The organism is Dokdonella koreensis DS-123, assembly GCF_001632775.1.
GTDB classification, from domain to species: Bacteria; Pseudomonadota; Gammaproteobacteria; order Xanthomonadales; family Rhodanobacteraceae; genus Dokdonella; species Dokdonella koreensis.
Window position 1 is genome coordinate 1044168 of record NZ_CP015249.1, and the last position, 18246, is coordinate 1062413.

At 70.2% G+C, this 18246-nt stretch carries 15 protein-coding genes; 6 read left to right on the forward strand and 9 right to left on the reverse strand.

Annotated features, from left to right (window positions below; genetic code table 11):
- Position 1 precedes the first annotated feature (1 nt).
- Positions 2-670, forward strand: coding sequence for a maleylacetoacetate isomerase (gene maiA, locus I596_RS04080; protein ID WP_067644575.1), 669 nt, complete (start codon positions 2-4; stop codon positions 668-670).
- A 63-nt stretch (positions 671-733) separates the two neighbouring features.
- Here maiA and I596_RS04085 read toward each other — a convergent pair whose 3' ends face one another.
- The 3 genes from I596_RS04085 to I596_RS04095 are packed head-to-tail and all read right to left on the reverse strand — an operon-like array spanning position 734 to position 3496.
- Positions 734-1558, reverse strand: coding sequence for a UDP-2,3-diacylglucosamine diphosphatase (locus I596_RS04085; protein ID WP_067644577.1), 825 nt, complete (start codon positions 1556-1558; stop codon positions 734-736).
- The gene (locus I596_RS04090; protein ID WP_067644579.1) at positions 1555-2286 is read right to left on the reverse strand and encodes a class I SAM-dependent methyltransferase; all 732 of its coding nucleotides are present in this window, start codon (positions 2284-2286) and stop codon (positions 1555-1557) included. The genes I596_RS04085 and I596_RS04090 overlap by 4 nt, the downstream gene beginning before the upstream one ends.
- Positions 2273-3496, reverse strand: coding sequence for a BtaA family protein (locus I596_RS04095; protein ID WP_067644584.1), 1224 nt, complete (start codon positions 3494-3496; stop codon positions 2273-2275). Before I596_RS04095 ends, I596_RS04090 begins: the two co-directional genes overlap by 14 nt.
- Before the next feature lie 131 nt (positions 3497-3627).
- On the opposite strand from I596_RS04095, the gene olsF reads away from it, so the two are divergent.
- The gene (gene olsF / locus I596_RS04100; RefSeq protein ID WP_083965354.1) at positions 3628-5367 is read left to right on the forward strand and encodes a bifunctional ornithine lipid synthase OlsF; all 1740 of its coding nucleotides are present in this window, start codon (positions 3628-3630) and stop codon (positions 5365-5367) included.
- A 57-nt stretch (positions 5368-5424) separates the two neighbouring features.
- Here olsF and I596_RS04105 read toward each other — a convergent pair whose 3' ends face one another.
- Positions 5425-6159, reverse strand: a complete 735-nt coding sequence (locus I596_RS04105; protein WP_067644587.1) for a FadR/GntR family transcriptional regulator — start codon at positions 6157-6159, stop codon at positions 5425-5427.
- A gap of 95 nt (positions 6160-6254) precedes the next feature.
- Between I596_RS04105 and I596_RS04110 the strand changes: the two genes are divergently transcribed.
- The 4 genes from I596_RS04110 to I596_RS04125 all read left to right on the forward strand — a co-directional run bounded on the left by I596_RS04110 (position 6255) and on the right by I596_RS04125 (position 11315).
- Positions 6255-7037 carry a (Fe-S)-binding protein gene (locus I596_RS04110; protein WP_067644590.1) on the forward strand — a complete coding sequence of 261 codons (783 nt, stop codon included), beginning with the start codon at positions 6255-6257 and terminating at the stop codon, positions 7035-7037.
- Complete coding sequence (locus I596_RS04115) at positions 7034-7717, forward strand: LutC/YkgG family protein (RefSeq protein WP_067644593.1); 684 nt, start codon at positions 7034-7036, stop codon at positions 7715-7717. The genes I596_RS04110 and I596_RS04115 overlap by 4 nt, the downstream gene beginning before the upstream one ends.
- Entirely contained in the window at positions 7714-9171 is a 1458-nt protein-coding gene (locus I596_RS04120) for a LutB/LldF family L-lactate oxidation iron-sulfur protein (protein ID WP_067644596.1), read from the forward strand. The genes I596_RS04115 and I596_RS04120 overlap by 4 nt, the downstream gene beginning before the upstream one ends.
- Before the next feature lie 152 nt (positions 9172-9323).
- A complete protein-coding gene (locus I596_RS04125) occupies positions 9324-11315 on the forward strand; it encodes a sigma-54-dependent Fis family transcriptional regulator (protein ID WP_067644600.1) in 1992 nt (663 codons plus the stop codon).
- Positions 11316-12465: 1150 nt separating this feature from the next.
- Here I596_RS04125 and I596_RS04130 read toward each other — a convergent pair.
- From I596_RS04130 to I596_RS04150, 5 genes are all read right to left on the reverse strand, one after another.
- Positions 12466-14193 (reverse strand): PQQ-dependent dehydrogenase, methanol/ethanol family, encoded by a 1728-nt coding sequence (locus I596_RS04130; protein WP_067644603.1) that lies wholly within the window; start codon positions 14191-14193, stop codon positions 12466-12468.
- Positions 14194-14260: 67 nt separating this feature from the next.
- Positions 14261-14854: a QcrA and Rieske domain-containing protein gene (locus I596_RS04135; protein ID WP_067644606.1), complete on the reverse strand. Its 594-nt coding sequence runs from the start codon at positions 14852-14854 to the stop codon at positions 14261-14263.
- Between the two features lie 91 nt (positions 14855-14945).
- Entirely contained in the window at positions 14946-16382 is a 1437-nt protein-coding gene (gene aldA, locus I596_RS04140) for an aldehyde dehydrogenase (protein WP_067644609.1), read from the reverse strand.
- Between the two features lie 28 nt (positions 16383-16410).
- On the reverse strand, positions 16411-16890 hold the full coding sequence (locus I596_RS04145; RefSeq protein WP_067644612.1) for a DUF1097 domain-containing protein: 480 nt from the start codon (positions 16888-16890) through the stop codon (positions 16411-16413).
- Between the two features lie 77 nt (positions 16891-16967).
- Positions 16968-17843 (reverse strand): transporter, encoded by an 876-nt coding sequence (locus I596_RS04150; RefSeq protein ID WP_067644615.1) that lies wholly within the window; start codon positions 17841-17843, stop codon positions 16968-16970.
- Between the last annotated feature and the right edge of the window lie 403 nt (positions 17844-18246).

Below are 18246 nucleotides of genomic sequence, written 5' to 3' on the forward strand. Positions count from 1 at the left end.
GATGAGCGAACGCTTGACGCTGTACAGCTACTGGCGATCCAGCGCGGCCTATCGCGTCCGCATCGCCCTCAACCTCAAGATGCTGCCGTACGACCAGGTGCCCGTGCACCTGGTCAACAACGGCGGCGAGCAGCACGATCCGGTGTTCCACGAGCTCAATCCGCAGGAGCTGGTGCCGGTGCTGATCGACGGGCGCCGCGTCGTGCGCCAGTCGCTGGCGATCGTCGAGTACCTGGACGAAGCCTACGACGGCGCGATGAAGCTGCTGCCGCCGATGATCCGCGACCGCGCACGCGTACGCGCGCTGGCCCAGCTGATCGCCTGCGACGTCCATCCGCTCAACAACCTGCGCGTGATGCAGTACCTGGAGCGCGAGCTGGCCGCCGACGCCGAGCAGCGCCAGCGCTGGACGCAACACTGGATCCGCGAAGGACTGCGCGCGTTCGAGGAGATGCTGGTCGAGCATCCGTCCACCGGCCGCTACTGCGAGGGTGACTCGCCGGGGCTGGCGGACATCTGCCTGATACCCCAGGTCTACAACGCGCACCGTTTCCGCGTGGACCTGACGCCGTACCCGACGATCGCGCGCATCGAGCAGGCCTGCCTGGAACTGCCGGCCTTCGATACGGCGCGTCCCGAGAACCAGCCCGACGTGCCGGGAACGGCCTGAGCGGGCGGCCGCGCGTCCGGACGGACGTGCGGCATGCTGGGCGGGCCAGCGCGCGCCCGGCCCTCAGGCGGCGGTGCGGCGGCTCTGCATGCGCTGCTGCAGCAGCAACTGCTCGGCCAGGCCTTCCGGATCCAGCGTCTCCGCTTCGCTGCTGCTCCAGTGGATCAGTTCGAGACGGCCGTCGTGGTGCTCGACGATGGCCGTGCAGCTGTCGACCCAGTCGCCGCAGTTGACGTAGCGGATCCCCTCGATGTCGCGCAGCGCCGCCACGTGGATGTGGCCACAGATCACGCCGTCCAGGCCGCGCTCGCGGACGGCGCGTGCCACCGAACCCTCGAAGTCGCCGACGAAGCTGACCGCCGCCTTGACCTTGCGCTTGGCGTAGCCGGCCAGCGACCAGTAGCCGGCGATGCCGAGCTTGCGGCGCAGCCACGAGAGCCAGCCGTTGGCGTGCACCAGCCAGGTGTAGCCGACGTCGCCGAGCACGGCCAGCCAGCGGTGGTAGCGGGTGACCTGGTCGAACTCGTCGCCGTGCAGGACCAGATAGCGCTTGCCCTCGGCCGTGGTGTGCACCCATTCGCGCTCCAGGCGGATGTCGCCGAAGCGGATGCCGGTGTATTCGCGCAGCGCCTCGTCGTGGTTGCCCGGGATGAAGATGACCTGCTCGCCGTGGCGGGCGCGGCGCAGGATCTTCTGCACGACGGTGTTCTGCGCGGCGGTCCAGCGCACGTCGCGGCGCATCGCCCAGAAGTCCACGATGTCGCCGACCAGGTACAGGTACTCGGCCGGGTAGGCGCGCAGGAAGCCGAGCAGGCGCTCGGCCTGGCAGGCCCGGGTTCCCAGGTGGACGTCGGAGATGAAGACCGAGCGGACCCGATGGATGTTCATGGCTTGGTCCCCACGAAGCGGTAGTAGGGCACGCGCAGCAGCGGGAGATACGGCAGCCGCCCCCGCGCCTCGACCAGCGCATGCGTGGGCAGCGTGCCGCACAGCGTCGGCAGCTGCTCCGGATCGAGCCGTACGCCGTCGTGGCCGAACCAGGCCGGCCAGAAGCGGCGGGTCGGCCAGGCGTGACGCCGGCAGCCGGCCGCGGGGCGCTCGGCCGAGACGTAGAAATCGACCACGGCCAGCGTGCCGCCGGGCTTGAGCATCGCGATGGCCGAATGCAGTGCCGCGCGCCAGTTGGGAATCATCGTCAGCGCATAGGACAGGATCACCGCATCGACCGGCTGCGCCGGCTGCCAGCGCGTGGCGTCCGCCTCGATCGCGTGCAGCTGCGGGAAGTGCCGCGCACGGATCCGCGCACGCTCGAGCATCGGCGCGCACAGGTCGACCACCTCGTAGCGGGCGATGCCGGCGGTGCGCGGGCCGAAGAACTCCAGGTTGCGGCCGGTGCCGCCGCCCAGGTCGACGACGTGGGCGGCGGCGGGCAGCGGGATGGTGGCGATCAACGCCTCGCGCCCGTGCAGCAGGCGCTCGCGGAACGCGTCGTAGTGGTCCGCCTGCGGGGCATAGAACGCGGCCAGTCGCGCCGCCAGCGTATCGCCGGCCGGCATGCCGCGCGTCATCGCGCGCAGCACGGCCAGGTCGGCGCGCAGGGCGTCAAGCCGGCGCATCGGCGATCACGAAGCCGGGGTAGGTATGGACGCGGTCGTGCGGCTGCAGCGCGGCGGCCCGGGCCTCGTCGAACGCCAGCCGTTCGCGCAGCGTCCCGCCCGCGCCGACGCGGACCTGGTCCAGCCAGGCCGGCCGGGACTGTGCGCTGCGCAGCAGGACGCGCGCGCCTGGCGCGGCCCGCGCCAGGATCGCTTCCCATTCCTCGTCCAGCGCCGCCGGATGGTAGGAGGCCATCCAGTCCATGTGGTCGAGCAGGACGAACCGCGAGATCGGCGCGTCGCCGCCCTGCAGGAAGGACGTGACGGTGGCGGTGTGCAGGTGGATGCGATCGGCCAGCCCGGCCTTGAGGCGCTCGAAGTTGGCGCGCTTGAGGTATTCGGGGCAGCAGTCCGGCGCATAGCGTCCGGTCAGGTAGACGCGCCAGAAGTAGTTGTCGGCCAGCGGCAGCTCGCGGAAGACGTACTGCACGGCCTCGCGGATGAAGCCGGAGACGCCGTCGGCGTGCTCGGCCTCGACCAGGCGCCGCTGCGGATGGGGCACCCCGAGCAGGTTCATGACCAGCTGGCGCGAAATCGTCCAGTTGACCGCGCGGTTCCACAGCAGCGGCGCGACGTGCTGGTCGTAGATCCGGCGCTGGGTGTCCAGGTCGCGCGCGGCGAGCAGGTCGAACATCGCCACGCGCAGGCGCGGCTGCGCGCGGAACCAGGCGCGCACGCCGCGGGCGACCAGGCCCGACAGGCCGTGGAAGTAGAAGCTGCCGCGCGTGCTGGCGAACCAGTGCGTATGGCGATCCCACCAGTCGCGCGCGAACGGCGTCAGGTGCGCGCGCAGGCGCGTGCGATAGAGGCGCTCGAAGTCGCCGTGGTGGCCGTCGCCGAAGATCGCGTAGAAGTCCTCGAACGACAGCGCGCGGATGCCGGCGAGCTTGAGCTCCAGCAGCGCGTTCTGGCGCGGGTTGGCGTCGACGCAGTCGATGCGGCGCGGGCCCTGCAGGGCGTAGTCCAGGGCGTTGCAGCCGGCGCTGGTGATGACCAGCACGTGGTCGTCGGCGCCGAGGCCGAGCGCGACGCGATCGACTGCCGGGTCTTCCCAGCAGGTGTTGTAGACGAGGCTGCGCGACCAGATCGCGTTGAAGATCTTCTGGTCGACGCGGTCGCGCAGGCTGGGCCGCGTCGCGGCCGGTCGACTGGCTGACTGAATTGCGGGCATTCCGGGCGGTCCGTCCGATCGGTTCGCCGCCATCGTGGTCGGCGCAGATGACAGTGGCGTGATCGTTGCCGTCACGTGAATGCAATGCGCCGGTCCTAGCGTGCGGTGACTCCGACGACGATGAGGCAGGCATGCTCGATCTGGAAGGCAGGATCGAAGCACGGTTCCCGCAATGGTTCACCGGGCGGCGCGCGCCGTTCTCGCGGCAGCTGGTGCGCTCGCTGGCGCGCATCGCGCGCATCGACACGATCGATGCCTTCGTTCGCGACCATGCGCACCTGCGTGGCTTTGCGTTCGTCGAGGCGGCGCTGGAGCGGCTCGATTGCCGCTTCCTGGTCGACCAGGTCGAGCGCGAGCGGATTCCCGAGAGCGGCCGCGTGGTCATCGTCGCCAACCATCCGATGGGTGCGATCGACGCGCTCGCGCTGCTGGCCTTCGTCGGCAGCGTGCGGCGCGACGTGCGCATCGTCGCCAACGATTTCCTCGCCGCGTTCGAGGGCCTGTCCGACCTGCTGATCCCGCTGCGCGTCTTCGGCGGCCGGGCCGGCGCCGACAGCCTGCGCCAGGTCGACCAGGCCTTGCGCAGCGAGCAGGCGGTGATCGTGTTCCCGGCCGGCGAGGTCTCGCGGCTGACGCCGCTGGGCGTGCGCGACGCCGCCTGGCGGCACGGTTTCCTGCGGTTCGCCGAGCAGGCGGCCGCGCCGGTGGTGCCGGTGCGCATCGAAGGGCGCAATTCGGCCTTGTTCTACGGCATGTCGGCCTTGTTCAAGCCGCTCGGCACCGGCCTGCTGCCGCGCGAGATCTTCGCGCGGCAGCAGAGCCGGCTGGTGATCCGGGTCGGCGCGCCGCGGCCGATCGGCGACGTGATGAGCGGCATCGCCGACCGGCGCCGGATCTCGCGCGAGGTGCGGCGGGCGGTCTATGCCATCGGCCGGCGCGGCGATCGCTGGTCGGCGCTGCAGGCGCCGCTGGCGCACCGGCCCGCACCGGCGGCGATTCGCGCGGACGTGGAGCGCCTGCCGCTGCTCGGCGAGAACAGCGACGGCCTGCGCATCCACGCCGGGCGCCTGGCCACCGACTCGCCGCTGCTGCGCGAGATCGCGCGGCTGCGCGAGCTGACCTTCCGCAGCGTCGGCGAAGGCACCGGGCGCAGGCTCGACACCGACGTCTACGACAGCTGGTACGACCACATCGTCCTGTGGGATGCCGCGGCCGGCGAGGTGGCTGGTGCCTACCGCATCGCCGATTGCGCACGCGTGCTGGGCGAGCGCGGCCTGGACGGTCTCTATACGCGCAGCCTGTTCGAGATCGACGGACGCCTGCTGCCGGCGATCGAGCGCAGCGCCGAGCTGGGACGCAGCTTCGTCCAGCCGCGCTACCGCAACACACGCAGCCTCGACTGGCTCTGGCAGGGCATCGGCGCCTGGCTGCGCATCCACCCGCAGGTGCGCCACCTGTACGGGCCGGTCTCGATCAGCGCCGAGCTGCCGCTGGCGGCGCGCGAGCAGATCGTGGGCTACTACGACCGCTACTTCGGCGGCGATCGCGGGCTGGCGCGGCCGTACCATCCGTTCCGCTACGCCGGCACGGCGCCGGACTTCGGGTCGCTCGACGCCGACCAGGCGATGGCCGCGCTGCGCGAGCGGCTGGAACCCAGCGGTGCCCGCGTGCCGATCCTGTATCGGCAGTACACCGAGCTGTGCGAGCCGGGCGGTGCCCGCTTCCTCGCGTTCGGCGTCGACCCGGCCTTCCGCAACAGCATCGACGGCCTGATCCTGATCGACCTGGACCGGCTGCGGCCGCGCAAGCGCGCACGCTACCTGCCGGCGCTGCCGGGACAGCGCCTCGCCGGCGAGACCGCCGACGCCTAGGCGCCGCCCGCCGGGTGCGCTCCGGGGCGAGGACGCCTGCCGGCGTCCGGGTGGCCGTCAATCGCGATGGCCGTCGCCGCCGGGCTGGCGCTCGCGCGCGGGCCGCGGCATCGCGTTGAGGCGCACGCCGACGAAATCGATGTGGCTGCCGGCGCACCGGCGTGCGCGTTCCGGATCGCGCGCGAGGATCGCCTCGGCCAGCGCGCGGTGTTGGAGGCGCAGCTGCCGCGCCGTGTCCGAGTGCGGCGCCAGGCCGGCCAGGCTCAGCTGGACGTGCTCGTGCAGCAGGCGCAGCAGCGAGGTCATCAGGTAGGCGAACAGCGGGTTGTGTGTCGCTTCGGCGATCGCGCGGTGGAAGGCGACGTCGCTGCGGATCTGCGCGGCCCGGTCCTCGCCGTCGTAGGCGGCGTCGACGGCGGCCAGCGTGGCGAGGAGGCGTTCGCGGTCGCGCGCGTCGTGGCGTGTCGCGGCCAGCGCGGCGGCGCGGCTTTCGAGCATCTCGCGGAACTCGATCAGGTCGCCCTGCAAGGCCGGATGGCGCTCGGCCATGTCGGCCCAGACCTCGGCCATCTGCCGGTCGGCCTGGTCGTTGACATAGGTGCCGTCGCCCTGCCGGCGCTGCAGCAGGCCGCGGCTGACGAGGGCGGCCAGCGCATCGCGCACGGTGGCGCGCGAGACGCCGAGCGCGACCCCGAGGACGCGCTCGGCCGGCAGCCGCGTGCCGGACGCGTAGCGGCCCTGGGCGATCGCGGCTTCGAGATGGGCGACGACGGCTTCGACCCGACGGGACATCGCTGGCACCGGAGCGGCTGGATTGGTCTGACCAATATACCGGCCGGCGAGGGCACGCGCACACTCGGCCGCCACAGCATGGCTGACGGACCCCGATGACCCCCACTCCCGCTTCAGACGCCGCGGTGCCGGCCGACGTCTACTTCTTCGCCACCTGCCTGCTCGACCTCTTCGTCCCGCAGGCGGGCCTCGACGCGATCGAGGTGATCGAGCGGCTCGGCGTGCGCGTGAGCTTTCCCGCCGGGCAGACCTGTTGCGGCCAGCCCGCCTATACCAGCGGCTTCCCGGAGGAGGCGCGCCCGGTCGCCGCGGCGCAGCTGGACCTGTTTCCCGAGCCGTGGCCGATCGTCGTGCCGTCCGGCTCCTGCGGCGGCATGATCCGCCACCACTGGCCGCGCCTGTTCGCCGACGATCCGCGCCGGTCGACCCAGGCCGCGGCGATCGCCGCGCGCACGGTCGAGTTCACCGATTTCGTCGCCGGCCTGCTCGGCCCGGACTGGCAGGCCCCGGCCGACGCCGAGGAAACGGTCTGCCTGCACACGTCCTGCAGTGCGCGCCGCGAGATGGGCACGCACCACGTCGGCCGGGCGCTGCTGGCCCGGCTGCCGGGCGTGCGGCTGGCGGTGCACGACCACGAAGCGGAATGCTGCGGCTTCGGCGGCACGTTCGCGGTCAAGCATCCGGAGATCTCGGCGGCGATGGCGGCCGACAAGATCGAGGCGATCCTGGCGACCGGCTGCAACCGCTTCGTCAGCGCCGATTGCGGCTGCCTGATGAACCTCAACCTGGCGCTGGAAAAGCGCGGCGAGCCGGTGCGTGGCGAGCACATCGCCAGCTTCCTGCGCGGCCGGCTGGCCGCCGACGGGGGTGCGCCGTGACCGGCACGACGGCGAACGCCCGGTCGGCGATCCTCGCCCGGCTGCGCCAGGCCGGCGCCGGGCCGGCGCGGCTGCTGCCGGACGTGGCGGCGCACTTCCGCCCGCAGGCGCCGGCGGACGATCCGGCCATCCGGGCGGCGATGTTCGCCGAGCGCGCGCGCGGCTGGCGCGCCGAAGTCGTCGAGGCCGGCCCGGACGACTGGCCCGCGGCGGTCGCCGCCGTGGTGCGCGACAAGCGCCTCGGCCGCGTGCTGGCCGGGCGCGGCACCGCGCTGGCGGCGGCACTGGCCGCGCAGCTGCCGGCCGGAACGCTGCGCTGGTACGAGCAGGACATCGAGGCATTTCGCGGCGAGCTGTTCGACGCGATCGACGCCGGCATCACGACGACCCGCGGCGGCATCGCCGAGACCGGGTCGCTGATCGTCTGGCCGGACCGCGACGAGCCGCGCACGCTGTCACTGGTGCCGCCGGTGCACATCGCCGTGCTGCGCGCCAGCACGGTGTTTCCCGACCTGTACGCGGCGATGACCGCGCAAGGCTGGGCCGGGCAGCTGCCGACCAACGCGCTGCTCGTCACCGGCCCGTCCAAGACCGCCGACATCCAGCGCCTGCTGGTCTACGGTGCGCACGGCCCGAAGGAACTGGTCATCGTGCTGGTCCGCGACGAGGCCGCGGCATGAGCGGCAGCGTGCGCCCGGTCGCCGATCCCGCCGCGTTCAAGGACAACGCCCGCATCGTGCTGGCCGACCCGGTGCTGCGCCGCAGCTTCCGCGGTGCGATGGATTTCCTGATGGACAAGCGCGCCGCGCAGTTTCCCGATGCCGCCGGCTTCGCCCGGCTGCGCCGGCTCGGGGAAACGGTGCGCCAGCACGCGCTGGCGCACCTGCCGGACCTGCTCGAACGGCTGGAGGCCAACCTGACCGCCAACGGCATCCACGTGCATTGGGCCGAGAACGCCGAGGACGCCAACCGGATCTTCCTGTCGATCGCCCGGCGCCACGAGGCCACGCGCATGGTCAAGGGCAAGTCGATGGTCAGCGAGGAAATCGAGCTCAACCATCGCATGGCCGAGGCCGGCGTCGAGTGCGTCGAGACCGACATGGGCGAGTACATCCTGCAGCTCGACGACGACCGTCCCAGCCACATCATCATGCCGGCGATCCACAAGACCAAGGAGGACGTCGCGCGCATCTTCGCCGACCGCATCGACGGCGCGCCCTACACCGAGGACGTCGACGCGCTGATCGCGATCGGCCGCCAGGCGCTGCGCAACCTGTTCCGCGATACGCGCATCGGCGTCTCCGGCGTCAACTTCCTGGTCGCCGAGACCGGTTCGCTGGTGCTGGTCGAGAACGAGGGCAACGGCCGCATGAGCACGACGGTGCCGGACGTGCACATCGCGGTCACCGGCCTGGAGAAGGTGGTCGAGAAGCTCGAGCACGTCGTGCCGCTGTTCGCGCTGCTGACGCGCTCGGCGACCGGTCAGGCGGTGACCACCTATCTCAACGTCATTTCCAGCCCGCGCCGGAGTGGCGAAAGAGACGGTCCGCGCGAGGTGCACCTGATCCTGCTCGACAACGGGCGTACCCAGGCCTACCGCGACGAGCGCTTCCGCGCGACGCTGCAGTGCATCCGCTGCGGCGCCTGCATGAACCACTGCCCGGTCTATGCGCGGGTCGGCGGCTTGAGCTACGGCACGACCTATCCGGGGCCGATCGGTGCGATCATCGAGCCGCACCTGCTGGGCCTGGCCTCCACGCGCGACCTGCCGACCGCATCGAGCCTTTGCGGCGCCTGTGGCGAGGTGTGCCCGGTGGGCATCCCGATCCCCGACCTGCTGATGCGCCTGCGCGAGGCGGCACGGCACACGGTGCCGGAGGTGCCGGCGCCTGCGTTGAAGGGGCAGGGCGCTGCGCGTACGATCGGTGAGGCGCTGGCGTGGAAGGGATGGCGGCTGCTGTTCGCCCACGGTGCGCTGTACCGTCTTTTTGCATGGATCGCGCCCCGTCTGCGCGGTCTGACCCCCCGGACTCAGGCAGGATGGACACGGACGCGGGCGCCGCTGCGGCTGGCGCCGCGCTCGCTGCGCGAGCAGCTGGCGCGGCGGCGGACCGGCGGCGACCGGCGCGATTAGCGGCGGCCGGAAGGCCCGGGCCGCGGATCGCAAGCAGTGCCGGTGGATGCCGGTTTGCACGCGGCGCTTGCGCCGCAGGCCCGGGATATCCCGGCGACCTACAACGAATTCCGTCGCATGCTGAAGGCGCGCGGATACGCAGGAGGTAAGCGATGGCCCTGTCGCAGCATCATGTCGATACCGTTCTGGGTGTCGTCGCCGGCCGGTTGCCGGTCGACGACGGAGCCTCGGTCATCCAGCGCTCGTGGCTGCGCTGCGTCGAGCACTACGGCCTGGACCCCGCGCGACGGCCGGACATCCGCATCGAGAACGCCAGCCGCGTGCGCGAGTGCATCCAGCAGAACGAGGAGCACCTGCGCGTGGCCCGCGCCGGCATGGAGCAGCTCTACAAGCACGTGTCGGACCTGGGCTACGTGCTGCTGCTGACCGACGCCGAGGGCATCGGCGTCGACTACATCGGCAACGACACCTGGGACATCGCGCTGCGCCGTGCCGGGTTGACCCTCGGCGCCAACTGGAGCGAGCTGTATGCCGGCACCAACGGCATCGGCACCTGCCTGGCCGAGCGCACGACGCTGACCTGCCATCGCGACGACCATTTCTACATCGGCAACGTGGGCCTGAGCTGCACGACGACACCGCTCTACGACCCGCAGGGCAACCTGATGGGGGCGCTCGACGTGTCGGCGCTGTCCTCGCCGGCCGAGCGCGAGAGCCAGCACCTGGTGCGCCACCTGACCACGCTCTACGGCCGGATGATCGAGGACGCGAACTTCATGCAGCAGTTCCGCGACCGCTGGATCCTGCGGCTCGGCACGGCCGGCCCGCTGGTCGACGTCTGCGGCGAGCTGATGCTGGCCTTCGATCGCGACGGTGTCATCGTCGGTGCCAACGCGGGCGCGCGCCGCCAGCTGCGGCTGCTCGAGTGCGCCCGCCTGGACGAGGCGCAGCGCGCGCAACTGGTCGGCAGCCACCTCAGCGGCGTGTTCGGCACCCGCATCGACGACATCTGGCGGCTGACGCGCGGCAGCGGCCGGGACGATCCGGCCATCGTGACGACCTGGGACGGCCACGGCTACCACGCCTCGCTGACCGCTCCGCGCATCGTGCCGGCCGCGCGCACCGGCACCGAACGCGAGCGGCCGCTGCCGGCGCGCGGCGAGACCCTCTCGCAGCTGTCCGGGGGCGATCCGCGCATGAACCAGTTGGTCGAGCGCGCGCTCCGCCTGGCCGACAAGCCGGTCAGCATCCTGATCCAGGGCGAGACGGGCACCGGCAAGGAGGTGCTCGCCCGCGCCCTGCACGAATCGAGCAGCCGCGCCGAGCGTCCGTTCGTCGCGGTCAATTGCGCCTCCATTCCCGAGTCGCTGATCGAGAGCGAGCTGTTCGGCTACATGCCGGGCACGTTCACCGGCGCGCGCAGCAAGGGCATGAAGGGGCTGATCCAGCGCTCCGACGGCGGCACGCTGTTCCTGGACGAGATCGGCGACATGCCGCTGGCGCTGCAGACCCGGCTGCTGCGGGTGCTGTCCGAGCGCGAGATCCTGCCGCTCGGCGCCGACCGGCCGATCCGCGTCGACCTCAACGTCATCGCCGCCTCGCACCGCGACCTGCGCAAGCAGATCGTCACCGGCACGTTTCGCGAGGACCTGTACTACCGCCTGTGCGGCGCGACGCTGCTGCTGCCGCCGCTGCGCGAGCGGCAGGACCAGGGCTACCTGATCGAGCGCATCCTGCGCGAGGAAGCGGCGGCGCAGGGCGCCGACGCGGCGATCGGCGCACCGGCGCTGGCGCTGCTGATGCGGCACGACTGGCCGGGCAACGTGCGCGAGCTTCGCAATGCGCTGCGCTTCGCGCTGTCGATCGCCGACGGCGAGGCCATCGACGTCCACCACCTGCCGCCGGACCTGGCCGAGGCGGCCGGTACCGGCGAGCGGGTTCCGGACGTCGCGCCAGCGGCCGTGCCGAGGGCGACCGTGGTGCCGATCAGCGCCGCCCGTGGCGATGCCGGCGTGTTGCTCGAGGCCTTGCGCCGCCATCGCTGGAACATCTCCGACGCGGCGCGCAACCTGGGGTTGTGCCGGGCCACGATCTACCGGCGCATGAAGCGCTACGGCATCGTCTCGCCGCTCGACCAGGCCTGAACCTCGCCCGCCTGCATCGGCCGTTCTTCGCGGCTGGACGTGCGGAGCCACCGGGGCCGGCGCTGCGTCGCCGGACGACCGGCCCGCCGTCGGACAGGCCGGGACACAGCGCCTCCGATGCCGCCCTCATCGCGCCAGGGGCCGCCTCACCGGTGTCTCGCCACCGGTCGCGCGGCGCCCTTCCGCATCGTCTTGCCGTGCGCGTCCGGGCCAGTGCCAGCGAACCGCTGCGGCCGCGGCGCACCGTTGCTCGCCCCGGGCCATCACGAGGTGGCCGGGAAACCGGCCGGCACGTCGCCGCCTCACCGGTGGGCGGGCTTCGCCGCCATGCAAAAAAAGGTTCTTCACCCATTCGCGGGAATCCAACAACGGCCGCATTCGTCACTGTTGCTCTTGCTGTTGCTGTTGCTGTTGGCGCCTAAAGCGAGCCGAGCATCGCAGGTCGGCCAGGCCGCAGAGCTGCCCCGTGTCTGGGCGAAGCGCGTTGGGGCAGCGTGCCTGGCTGGCCGAGAAGCGCAGGGGACCGGCGCGGCGCAGCCGTGCCGGCTCGCGCCCGCGACGACGGTTTTGGTGACTTTTGCCAAGACAAAGAATTTCCTGGAGAAATTCTTGACGTCGCGCAGCGACGGCCCGGAGGGCGGCGGCCAGGGATGGCGGGCCGCAAAAGTGACCCGCGCGCGCAGCGTGCGGAAGCTTTTGCTCTCAGCTTGCGCCGTGGCTTTTTCGATGAGATCACAGGCGAGAAAAGAGCAACATCAAGAGCTTTCGTCCGCTGCGCGGCCGAGTCCCTTGTGTGGCGGTCCATCCCTGGCCGCGACCCGTGCGGGCCATCGCTGACGCGATGTCAAAGATGTCTCCCGGACATTTCTTGACGGGCCAAAAGGAACCAAAAGCCTTCTCGTCCGGCGTCCCCTGTGCTTCTCGGACGACGAGGCACGGCGCCCCAACGCGCTTCGCTCAGACACGGGGCGCGCCGCCCTGCGATGCTCGGCTTGCTTTAGGGCGAAAAAAGCCAAGGGCCAAAGCCAAAGCACGAGCCAAAGCCGAATGACCCCGCCGCTGGGCGAAGAACCAAAAAAAAACCGCGCCTCGGGTCGACGGCGCGGAGGAAGGGATGCCGCGCGCGAGCGCGCGCGGCGGGTACAAACCGTCAGTCGCCGAGCGCGAAGACCCAGACCGAGCCGCCTTCCGGCACCTTCTCGTCCCAGCCGGCCAGGGTGTGCATCTTGCCCTGGATCCACTGCGCGTCGACGCCGTAGCCGGAGACCACGGCGATGTACTGCTTGCCGTCGATCGAGAAGCTCGACGGCGGCGAGATGATGCCCGACGGGGTCGGGAACTCCCACAGCAGCTTGCCCGTCTTGGCGTCGTAGGCGCGGAACATCTTGTCGTTGGTACCACCGGCGAACAGCACGCCGCCGGCCGTGGTCAGGATCGAACCCCAGTTCCACGAATGTGGATACTTCTCGCGCCAGACTTCCTTGCCGGTGTTGATGTCCCAGGCCTGGATGCCGCCGATGTGGTCGAAGCCTTCCTTGACCGACAGGTCGAGGCGGTTGATGTCCACGCCCGCCGACCACTGGCCCGGGATGCGCTCCTGGATCATGCCGGTCAGGGTCAGGCAGTGGTTGTCGTTGTACGGGATGTAGAGCATCCCGGTCTGCGGGTTGTAGGCCTCGTACGGCCAGTCCTTGCCGCCCCACAGGCTCGGGCAGTACGTACGCGTCTTGCCGGTGGCCGGCTTGGCGTCCTCGTTGTAGGTCGGACGGCCGGTCTTCGGGTCGATGCTCGTGAACACCGTATTGGTCACGTACGGCTCGGACTTCTTGTAGCTGATCTTGCCCTTGGCGTCGCGGTCGAGCCAGTACAGGCGGCCGTTGCGCTGCGCGCTGATCAGGCCGGAGACCTTCTTGCCGCCGCGGTCGAAGTCGACCAGGGTCGGGGCGTTCATGCCGGCCCAGTCCCACGAATCGTTCCAGTGGTACTGGAAGTGGCCGACGATGTTGCCGTTGGCGGGATTGAGCGAGAGCACGGAGGCGAGGTACAGGTTGTCGCCCGGACGCTGGTCGCCGAGCCACGGCGCACCGTTGCCGACGCCCCAGTAGATCACGTCGTTCTTGACGTCGTAGTTGCCGGGCATCCACATCGTGCCGCCGCCGTTCTTCCAGGCGTCCTTCCATTCGCCTTCCTGCGGCCAGGTCTCCGAACCCGGTTCGCCCGGCGCCGGCACGCTGTAGCGCGTCCATGCGAGCTTGCCGGTCTCGGCGTCGAACGCCTTGAGGAAGCCGCGCACGCCGAACTCGCCGCCCGACGGGCCGATCAGGACCTTGCCCTTGACCACCAGCGGCGCGGACGTGATGTAGGCGCTCTCGGTCTCCCAGTCGCAGACCTGCGCGTCCCAGAGCAGCTTGCCGGTCTTGGCGTCGAGCGCGCTCAGCATGCAGTCGACGCTGCCGACGTAGACCTTGTCGTTCCACAGCGCCACGCCGCGGTTGGTGCGGTGGAGTGCACCGATGCCCTCGGGCACTTCACGCTGGAAGTGCCACAGCGGCTTGCCGGTCTTGGCGTTGTAGGCGAACACGTGGTTGTGCGGCGTGGCGACGAACATGTACTCGCCGTTGACGATGGCAGGCGCCTCGTGGCCCGAATTGACGCCGGTGGCGGCCGACCACACCGGTCGCAGCTTGGCGACGTTGGCGGTGGTGATCTGGTTCAGCGCGGTGTAGCTCCAGCCGGCATAGTTGCCCTTGGTCAGCAGCCAGTTCTCCGGCTCCGGATTGGCCAGTCGTGCGTCCGTGACCGGCTTGTAGTCCGCCGCGATGCCCGCGCCTGATGCCAGTGTCGCGGCGAGCGCGACGACGATCGTTTGCAACTTCATGGATGTCTCCTCCCGGTGTTTCGTTGGTTTCTTGTGGTATGCGGCGGCAGGGCCGAGGCCCCGCCGGTCATGTCGGAGGCCCGAGCGGGCCGTCGAACTTGCCGGCCACCACGAGCGCGCCGTCCTTGATCGCCAGTGGCAGCATCGCGAGCCGCCGCGTGGCCGGCCCGGTGGTCACGACTCCCCTGTCCGCGGCGTTGAACACCGACCCGTGGCAGTTGCAGACGATCTGGCTCTGGCTCGGATGCAGCGTCGTGATCGGGCAGCCGTAGTGCGTGCAGATCGCCGAGAACGCGACGATGCCGTCGGCGGCGTTCTTCTGGCTCGACGGCTGGATGTCCTCGGCCTTGAGCTTGACCACGGTCAGCAGGTTGACCCGTGACACCAGCACCTTGCCGGTGGCCGGGTCGAGCGGATAGGCCAGTGTCGGAACGGCACCGACGAGGAGATCCGCAGGCGTGATCTCCTGGTCCTTCTTGTCGCCCACCATGAAGGCGAGGCGGTCGCCCGGCTCGGGCTTCTGGCTGCGGCCCGCGGTCTGTGCGAACGCGGAGGCGCCGAGCGGAGCGAGCGCGAAGCCGAGCACGCCGGTCAGCATGTTGCGACGGGCCGGATCGTGGGATTCGCATGCGCAGGCGCACGGGGGTTTCTTGTCGGTCATGCAGTTTCTCCGGGTGCCGCGCGTCCGTGGTTCATGGTGCAGCGGACGTGGGGCCGGTGGTTCGTGGATGCCATGGCGCTACCCGCGGATCTCAAGGGGTCTGCAGGTAGACGACATGCGTTTCGGTAAACTCGTACAAGCCGTGCTTGCCGTCGGCGCCGCCGATGCCGGACTTCTTGCGCCCGGCATGGAAGCCCTGCATGGCCTCGAAATGCTCGCGGTTGACGTAGGTCTCGCCGAAGCGCAGCTCGCGCACGGCCTTCATCGCCGAGTTGATGTTGCGCGTGAAGATCGAGGAGGTCAGGCCGTAGTCCGAATCGTTGGCCAGGGCGATCGCCTCGTCCAGGCTGTCCACGGCCTGGATCGGCAGCACCGGCCCGAAGATCTCCTTGCGCATGATCTCCATGTCGGCACGGGTGCCGGTGATCAGCGTCGGTTCGTAGTGGAAGCCCTGCCCGAGGTCGGCCCGCTTGCCGCCGGTGACGATGGTGGCGCCGTCGCGGCGGGCCTGTTCGACCATGGCCTCGACCTTCTCCAGGCCCACCTGGTTGACCAGCGGCCCCATGTGCAGGTCGGCGTCGACGGACGGGTCGCCGTAGCGGGTCGCCGCGAACAGCGTGGCCAGGCGCTCGACCAGGGCATCGTGCACGCTGCGCTCGACATAGACGCGTTCGGCACAGTTGCAGACCTGTCCGGTGTTGATGACGCGCGAGTCGTAGATCGCCTTGGCGGCGAGGTCGAGGTCGGCATCGGCCAGGACGATCGCCGGCGCCTTGCCGCCGAGCTCCAGGTTGACGCGGGTCAGGTTCTTGCCGGCGGTCTGCATGATGCGGCTGCCGGTGGCCACGCTGCCGGTGAACGTGATGAGGTCGACGTCGCGATGCGACACCAGCGCATCGCCGGCCGTCGCGCCGCGTCCGCCGATCAGGTTGAACACGCCCGGCGGAAGATCGGTTTCGGCCACCAGCCGGGCGAACTCGAAGGCGTTGATCGGTGTTTCCTCGCTCGGCTTGATGACGATCGTGTTGCCCGTGACGAGGGCCGGCGCGAGCTTGCGTGCGATCAGGAAGAACGGGAAGTTCCACGGCAGGATGCCGGCGACGACGCCGACCGGCTTGCGCAGCAGGAAGATGCTCTCGTTCGGGCGGTCGCTGGTCAGGACCTCGCCTTCCAGGCGTCGCGCCCACTCGGCCATGTAGTCGATGTAGTCGGCGGTGAAGTCGACCTCGACCTGCGCCAGGCCCTGGACCTTGCCTTGCTCGCGCACGATGATACGCGCCAGCTCGGTGCGGTGCTCGCGCAGCTTGGCCGAGATCGCCCGCAGGTGGCCGGCGCGCTGGACCGCCGGCAGCTTTTCCCAGGCCGGCTGGGCGCGCTTGGCGGCCGCGACCGCGGCGTCGACCGCGGCGGCGTCGCTGTCGGGAATCCGCGCCAGCAATGCGCCGGTGGCCGGGTTGGTCACTTCGAGCGAATTCTGGCTGCGTGCCGTGAACACGCCATCGATGTAGTTGGTGTACTCAGTGCTCATTGCGTTTCCTCGATGACTTGTTTTTCATTCATCCGTTCGCGGCAGCCGGCTTCGTCAACCGGGCTCCGAACCGCTCCGATACGTAGCCGAACCCCACGCCGGCGATCCACGACACGATGACGTACACGATGCTTTCGTCGACCTTGCCGCCGCTGCCGAAGTAGGTCGCCGCGCCCAGGAACGCGGCCGGCGTGTACGCCAGGAAGCGGTGGCTGGCCATGAACACCAGCACGAAGGCCAGCACCGCGACCAGGACGATCAGTGCGGCCAGGCCGCCGCCGGCGTGGCCGACCGCCAGCATCGTCAGTGCGGTGAGCAGCACGCCGGCGATCGCCGGCGGCAGCGAGCGTCCGATCGCGGCCTTGCCGCCGCCGGCGGCGAAGAAGGTCGCCCAGGCGACGAAGCCGATCCACGGAATCAGCTGGAGCGCAGGCAGGCCGATACTCAGATAGACCCAGACCGCGACCAGCGCGGCGATGGACAGAGCCAGAGCAATCAATGGTTTCATGACAGCCTCTTTCGATGGGTGTGCCATGAGCCGCTGCGGGAGCCTGCGGTGGCGCAGGCCCCCGGCCGGCTCGCCGATTACCAGACGTAGGCGTACTTGATGTTGAAGCTGTCGTTGACGCTGTGGTTGCGGCCATCGACCGAGGTCGAGTAGCGCAGGCTGATCGACTGGTTGGCGAAGGTGTGGATCATCAGGCCGGGGCCGGCGTCGATGACGTGCGCACTGGGTGCGCCATCGCGGGCCTCCAGGTATTCCGCATCGACCGCCAGGAACGGCTCCAGATGCTGGGAAGCCCGCCACCCGAAGCGGTGGTTGGTGTGCCAGCTCAGGCCCGGCCGGATGCCGTTGTCGCGCCGGGTCTGCCAGACGATGCCGGCGTCGCCGGTCCAGCCGAGCTTGTCGGTGATGCGCCAGTCCCAGAAGAAGCTCGACAGGTTCTTCCAGTTGGTGTCGCTGACCTTCTCGGTACCGACCGGGATCTGCACGAACGACTGGAAGCCGAGGGTGGCGTTGGCGGCCGGCTTGTACCAGATCGCGAAGCCGGTCAGCGGGTCGCCTATGCCGCTGACGTGGCGGTCGTCGGCGTCGGCGAGGCTGCGGTTGCGGATCGCCACTTCCGGCACGATCACTTCCCAGGCCACGCCGATGTTGCGGTTGGACTCGGGTGACCAGAAGCGCACGTACTTGGACATGCCCACGATGCGCTGGGCGCCGGAGCCGTCGGTGCGGTCGCCGTTGCGGTTGAACAGGCGATCGTCCTCCTGGACCATGCCGTACTGCACGAAGACGTTGAACGGGTCGAAGTCGACCGGCAGCTCGTATTCGTGGGGGCCGATCACGTCGAAGGTGATCTGGGCGGCGGCGCTGCCGCCATGGCCTAGCGCGAGTGCGCAGGCGACGCGGACGGCCAGTCCGCAGCGGGACGCGCGCAGCGTCCCTTGGGTCGATCTCATGTTGTCCTCCCGGTTTGCGTGGTCCGGCGGCCTCGTCCACGTACTGCAGCGGATCCGGCGCCGGCTTGTCGTGGCCGGCGGCAGGGCTCTTCATTGGTCCTGTCCGCCGGCACCGCTCCTTGGTGCAAGTCCCGTTCCAGGCCGGGCCAGCCGATGCCGGGAGGTGGAAAAGTGCATTCAATCCATTGATGTGGAATGAATTTCCCAGGAATTCCGGCGCGCCGCGACGGCTGTGGATTTCTGCGACACCCGCCACAGAAGCGACAGGTGTCGAGGCGTGTATGCGACAGGTGTCGCAGCGACCGCCGATGCGTCGCGGGCACGCTCGGCGGCGGGGGAACGGCCGTCGTCCTGCCGCCGATGCCCGTTCCCGTGCGCCGCGCTTGGGGTAAAGTGCGGCGCG

Excerpts from the sequence above, each read along its gene's own strand:
- maiA (WP_067644575.1), top strand. The coding sequence starts at position 2 with ATGAGCGAACGCTTGACGCTGTACAGCTACTGGCGATCCAGCGCGGCC.
- I596_RS04085 (WP_067644577.1), bottom strand. The coding sequence starts at position 1,558 with ATGAACATCCATCGGGTCCGCTCGGTCTTCATCTCCGACGTCCACCTG.
- I596_RS04090 (WP_067644579.1), bottom strand. The coding sequence starts at position 2,286 with ATGCGCCGGCTTGACGCCCTGCGCGCCGACCTGGCCGTGCTGCGCGCG.
- I596_RS04095 (WP_067644584.1), bottom strand. The coding sequence starts at position 3,496 with ATGCCCGCAATTCAGTCAGCCAGTCGACCGGCCGCGACGCGGCCCAGC.
- olsF (WP_083965354.1), top strand. The coding sequence starts at position 3,628 with ATGCTCGATCTGGAAGGCAGGATCGAAGCACGGTTCCCGCAATGGTTC.
- I596_RS04105 (WP_067644587.1), bottom strand. The coding sequence starts at position 6,159 with ATGTCCCGTCGGGTCGAAGCCGTCGTCGCCCATCTCGAAGCCGCGATC.
- I596_RS04110 (WP_067644590.1), top strand. The coding sequence starts at position 6,255 with ATGACCCCCACTCCCGCTTCAGACGCCGCGGTGCCGGCCGACGTCTAC.
- I596_RS04120 (WP_067644596.1), top strand. The coding sequence starts at position 7,714 with ATGAGCGGCAGCGTGCGCCCGGTCGCCGATCCCGCCGCGTTCAAGGAC.
- I596_RS04125 (WP_067644600.1), top strand. The coding sequence starts at position 9,324 with ATGGCCCTGTCGCAGCATCATGTCGATACCGTTCTGGGTGTCGTCGCC.
- I596_RS04130 (WP_067644603.1), bottom strand. The coding sequence starts at position 14,193 with ATGAAGTTGCAAACGATCGTCGTCGCGCTCGCCGCGACACTGGCATCA.
- I596_RS04135 (WP_067644606.1), bottom strand. The coding sequence starts at position 14,854 with ATGACCGACAAGAAACCCCCGTGCGCCTGCGCATGCGAATCCCACGAT.
- aldA (WP_067644609.1), bottom strand. The coding sequence starts at position 16,382 with ATGAGCACTGAGTACACCAACTACATCGATGGCGTGTTCACGGCACGC.
- I596_RS04145 (WP_067644612.1), bottom strand. The coding sequence starts at position 16,890 with ATGAAACCATTGATTGCTCTGGCTCTGTCCATCGCCGCGCTGGTCGCG.
- I596_RS04150 (WP_067644615.1), bottom strand. The coding sequence starts at position 17,843 with ATGAGATCGACCCAAGGGACGCTGCGCGCGTCCCGCTGCGGACTGGCC.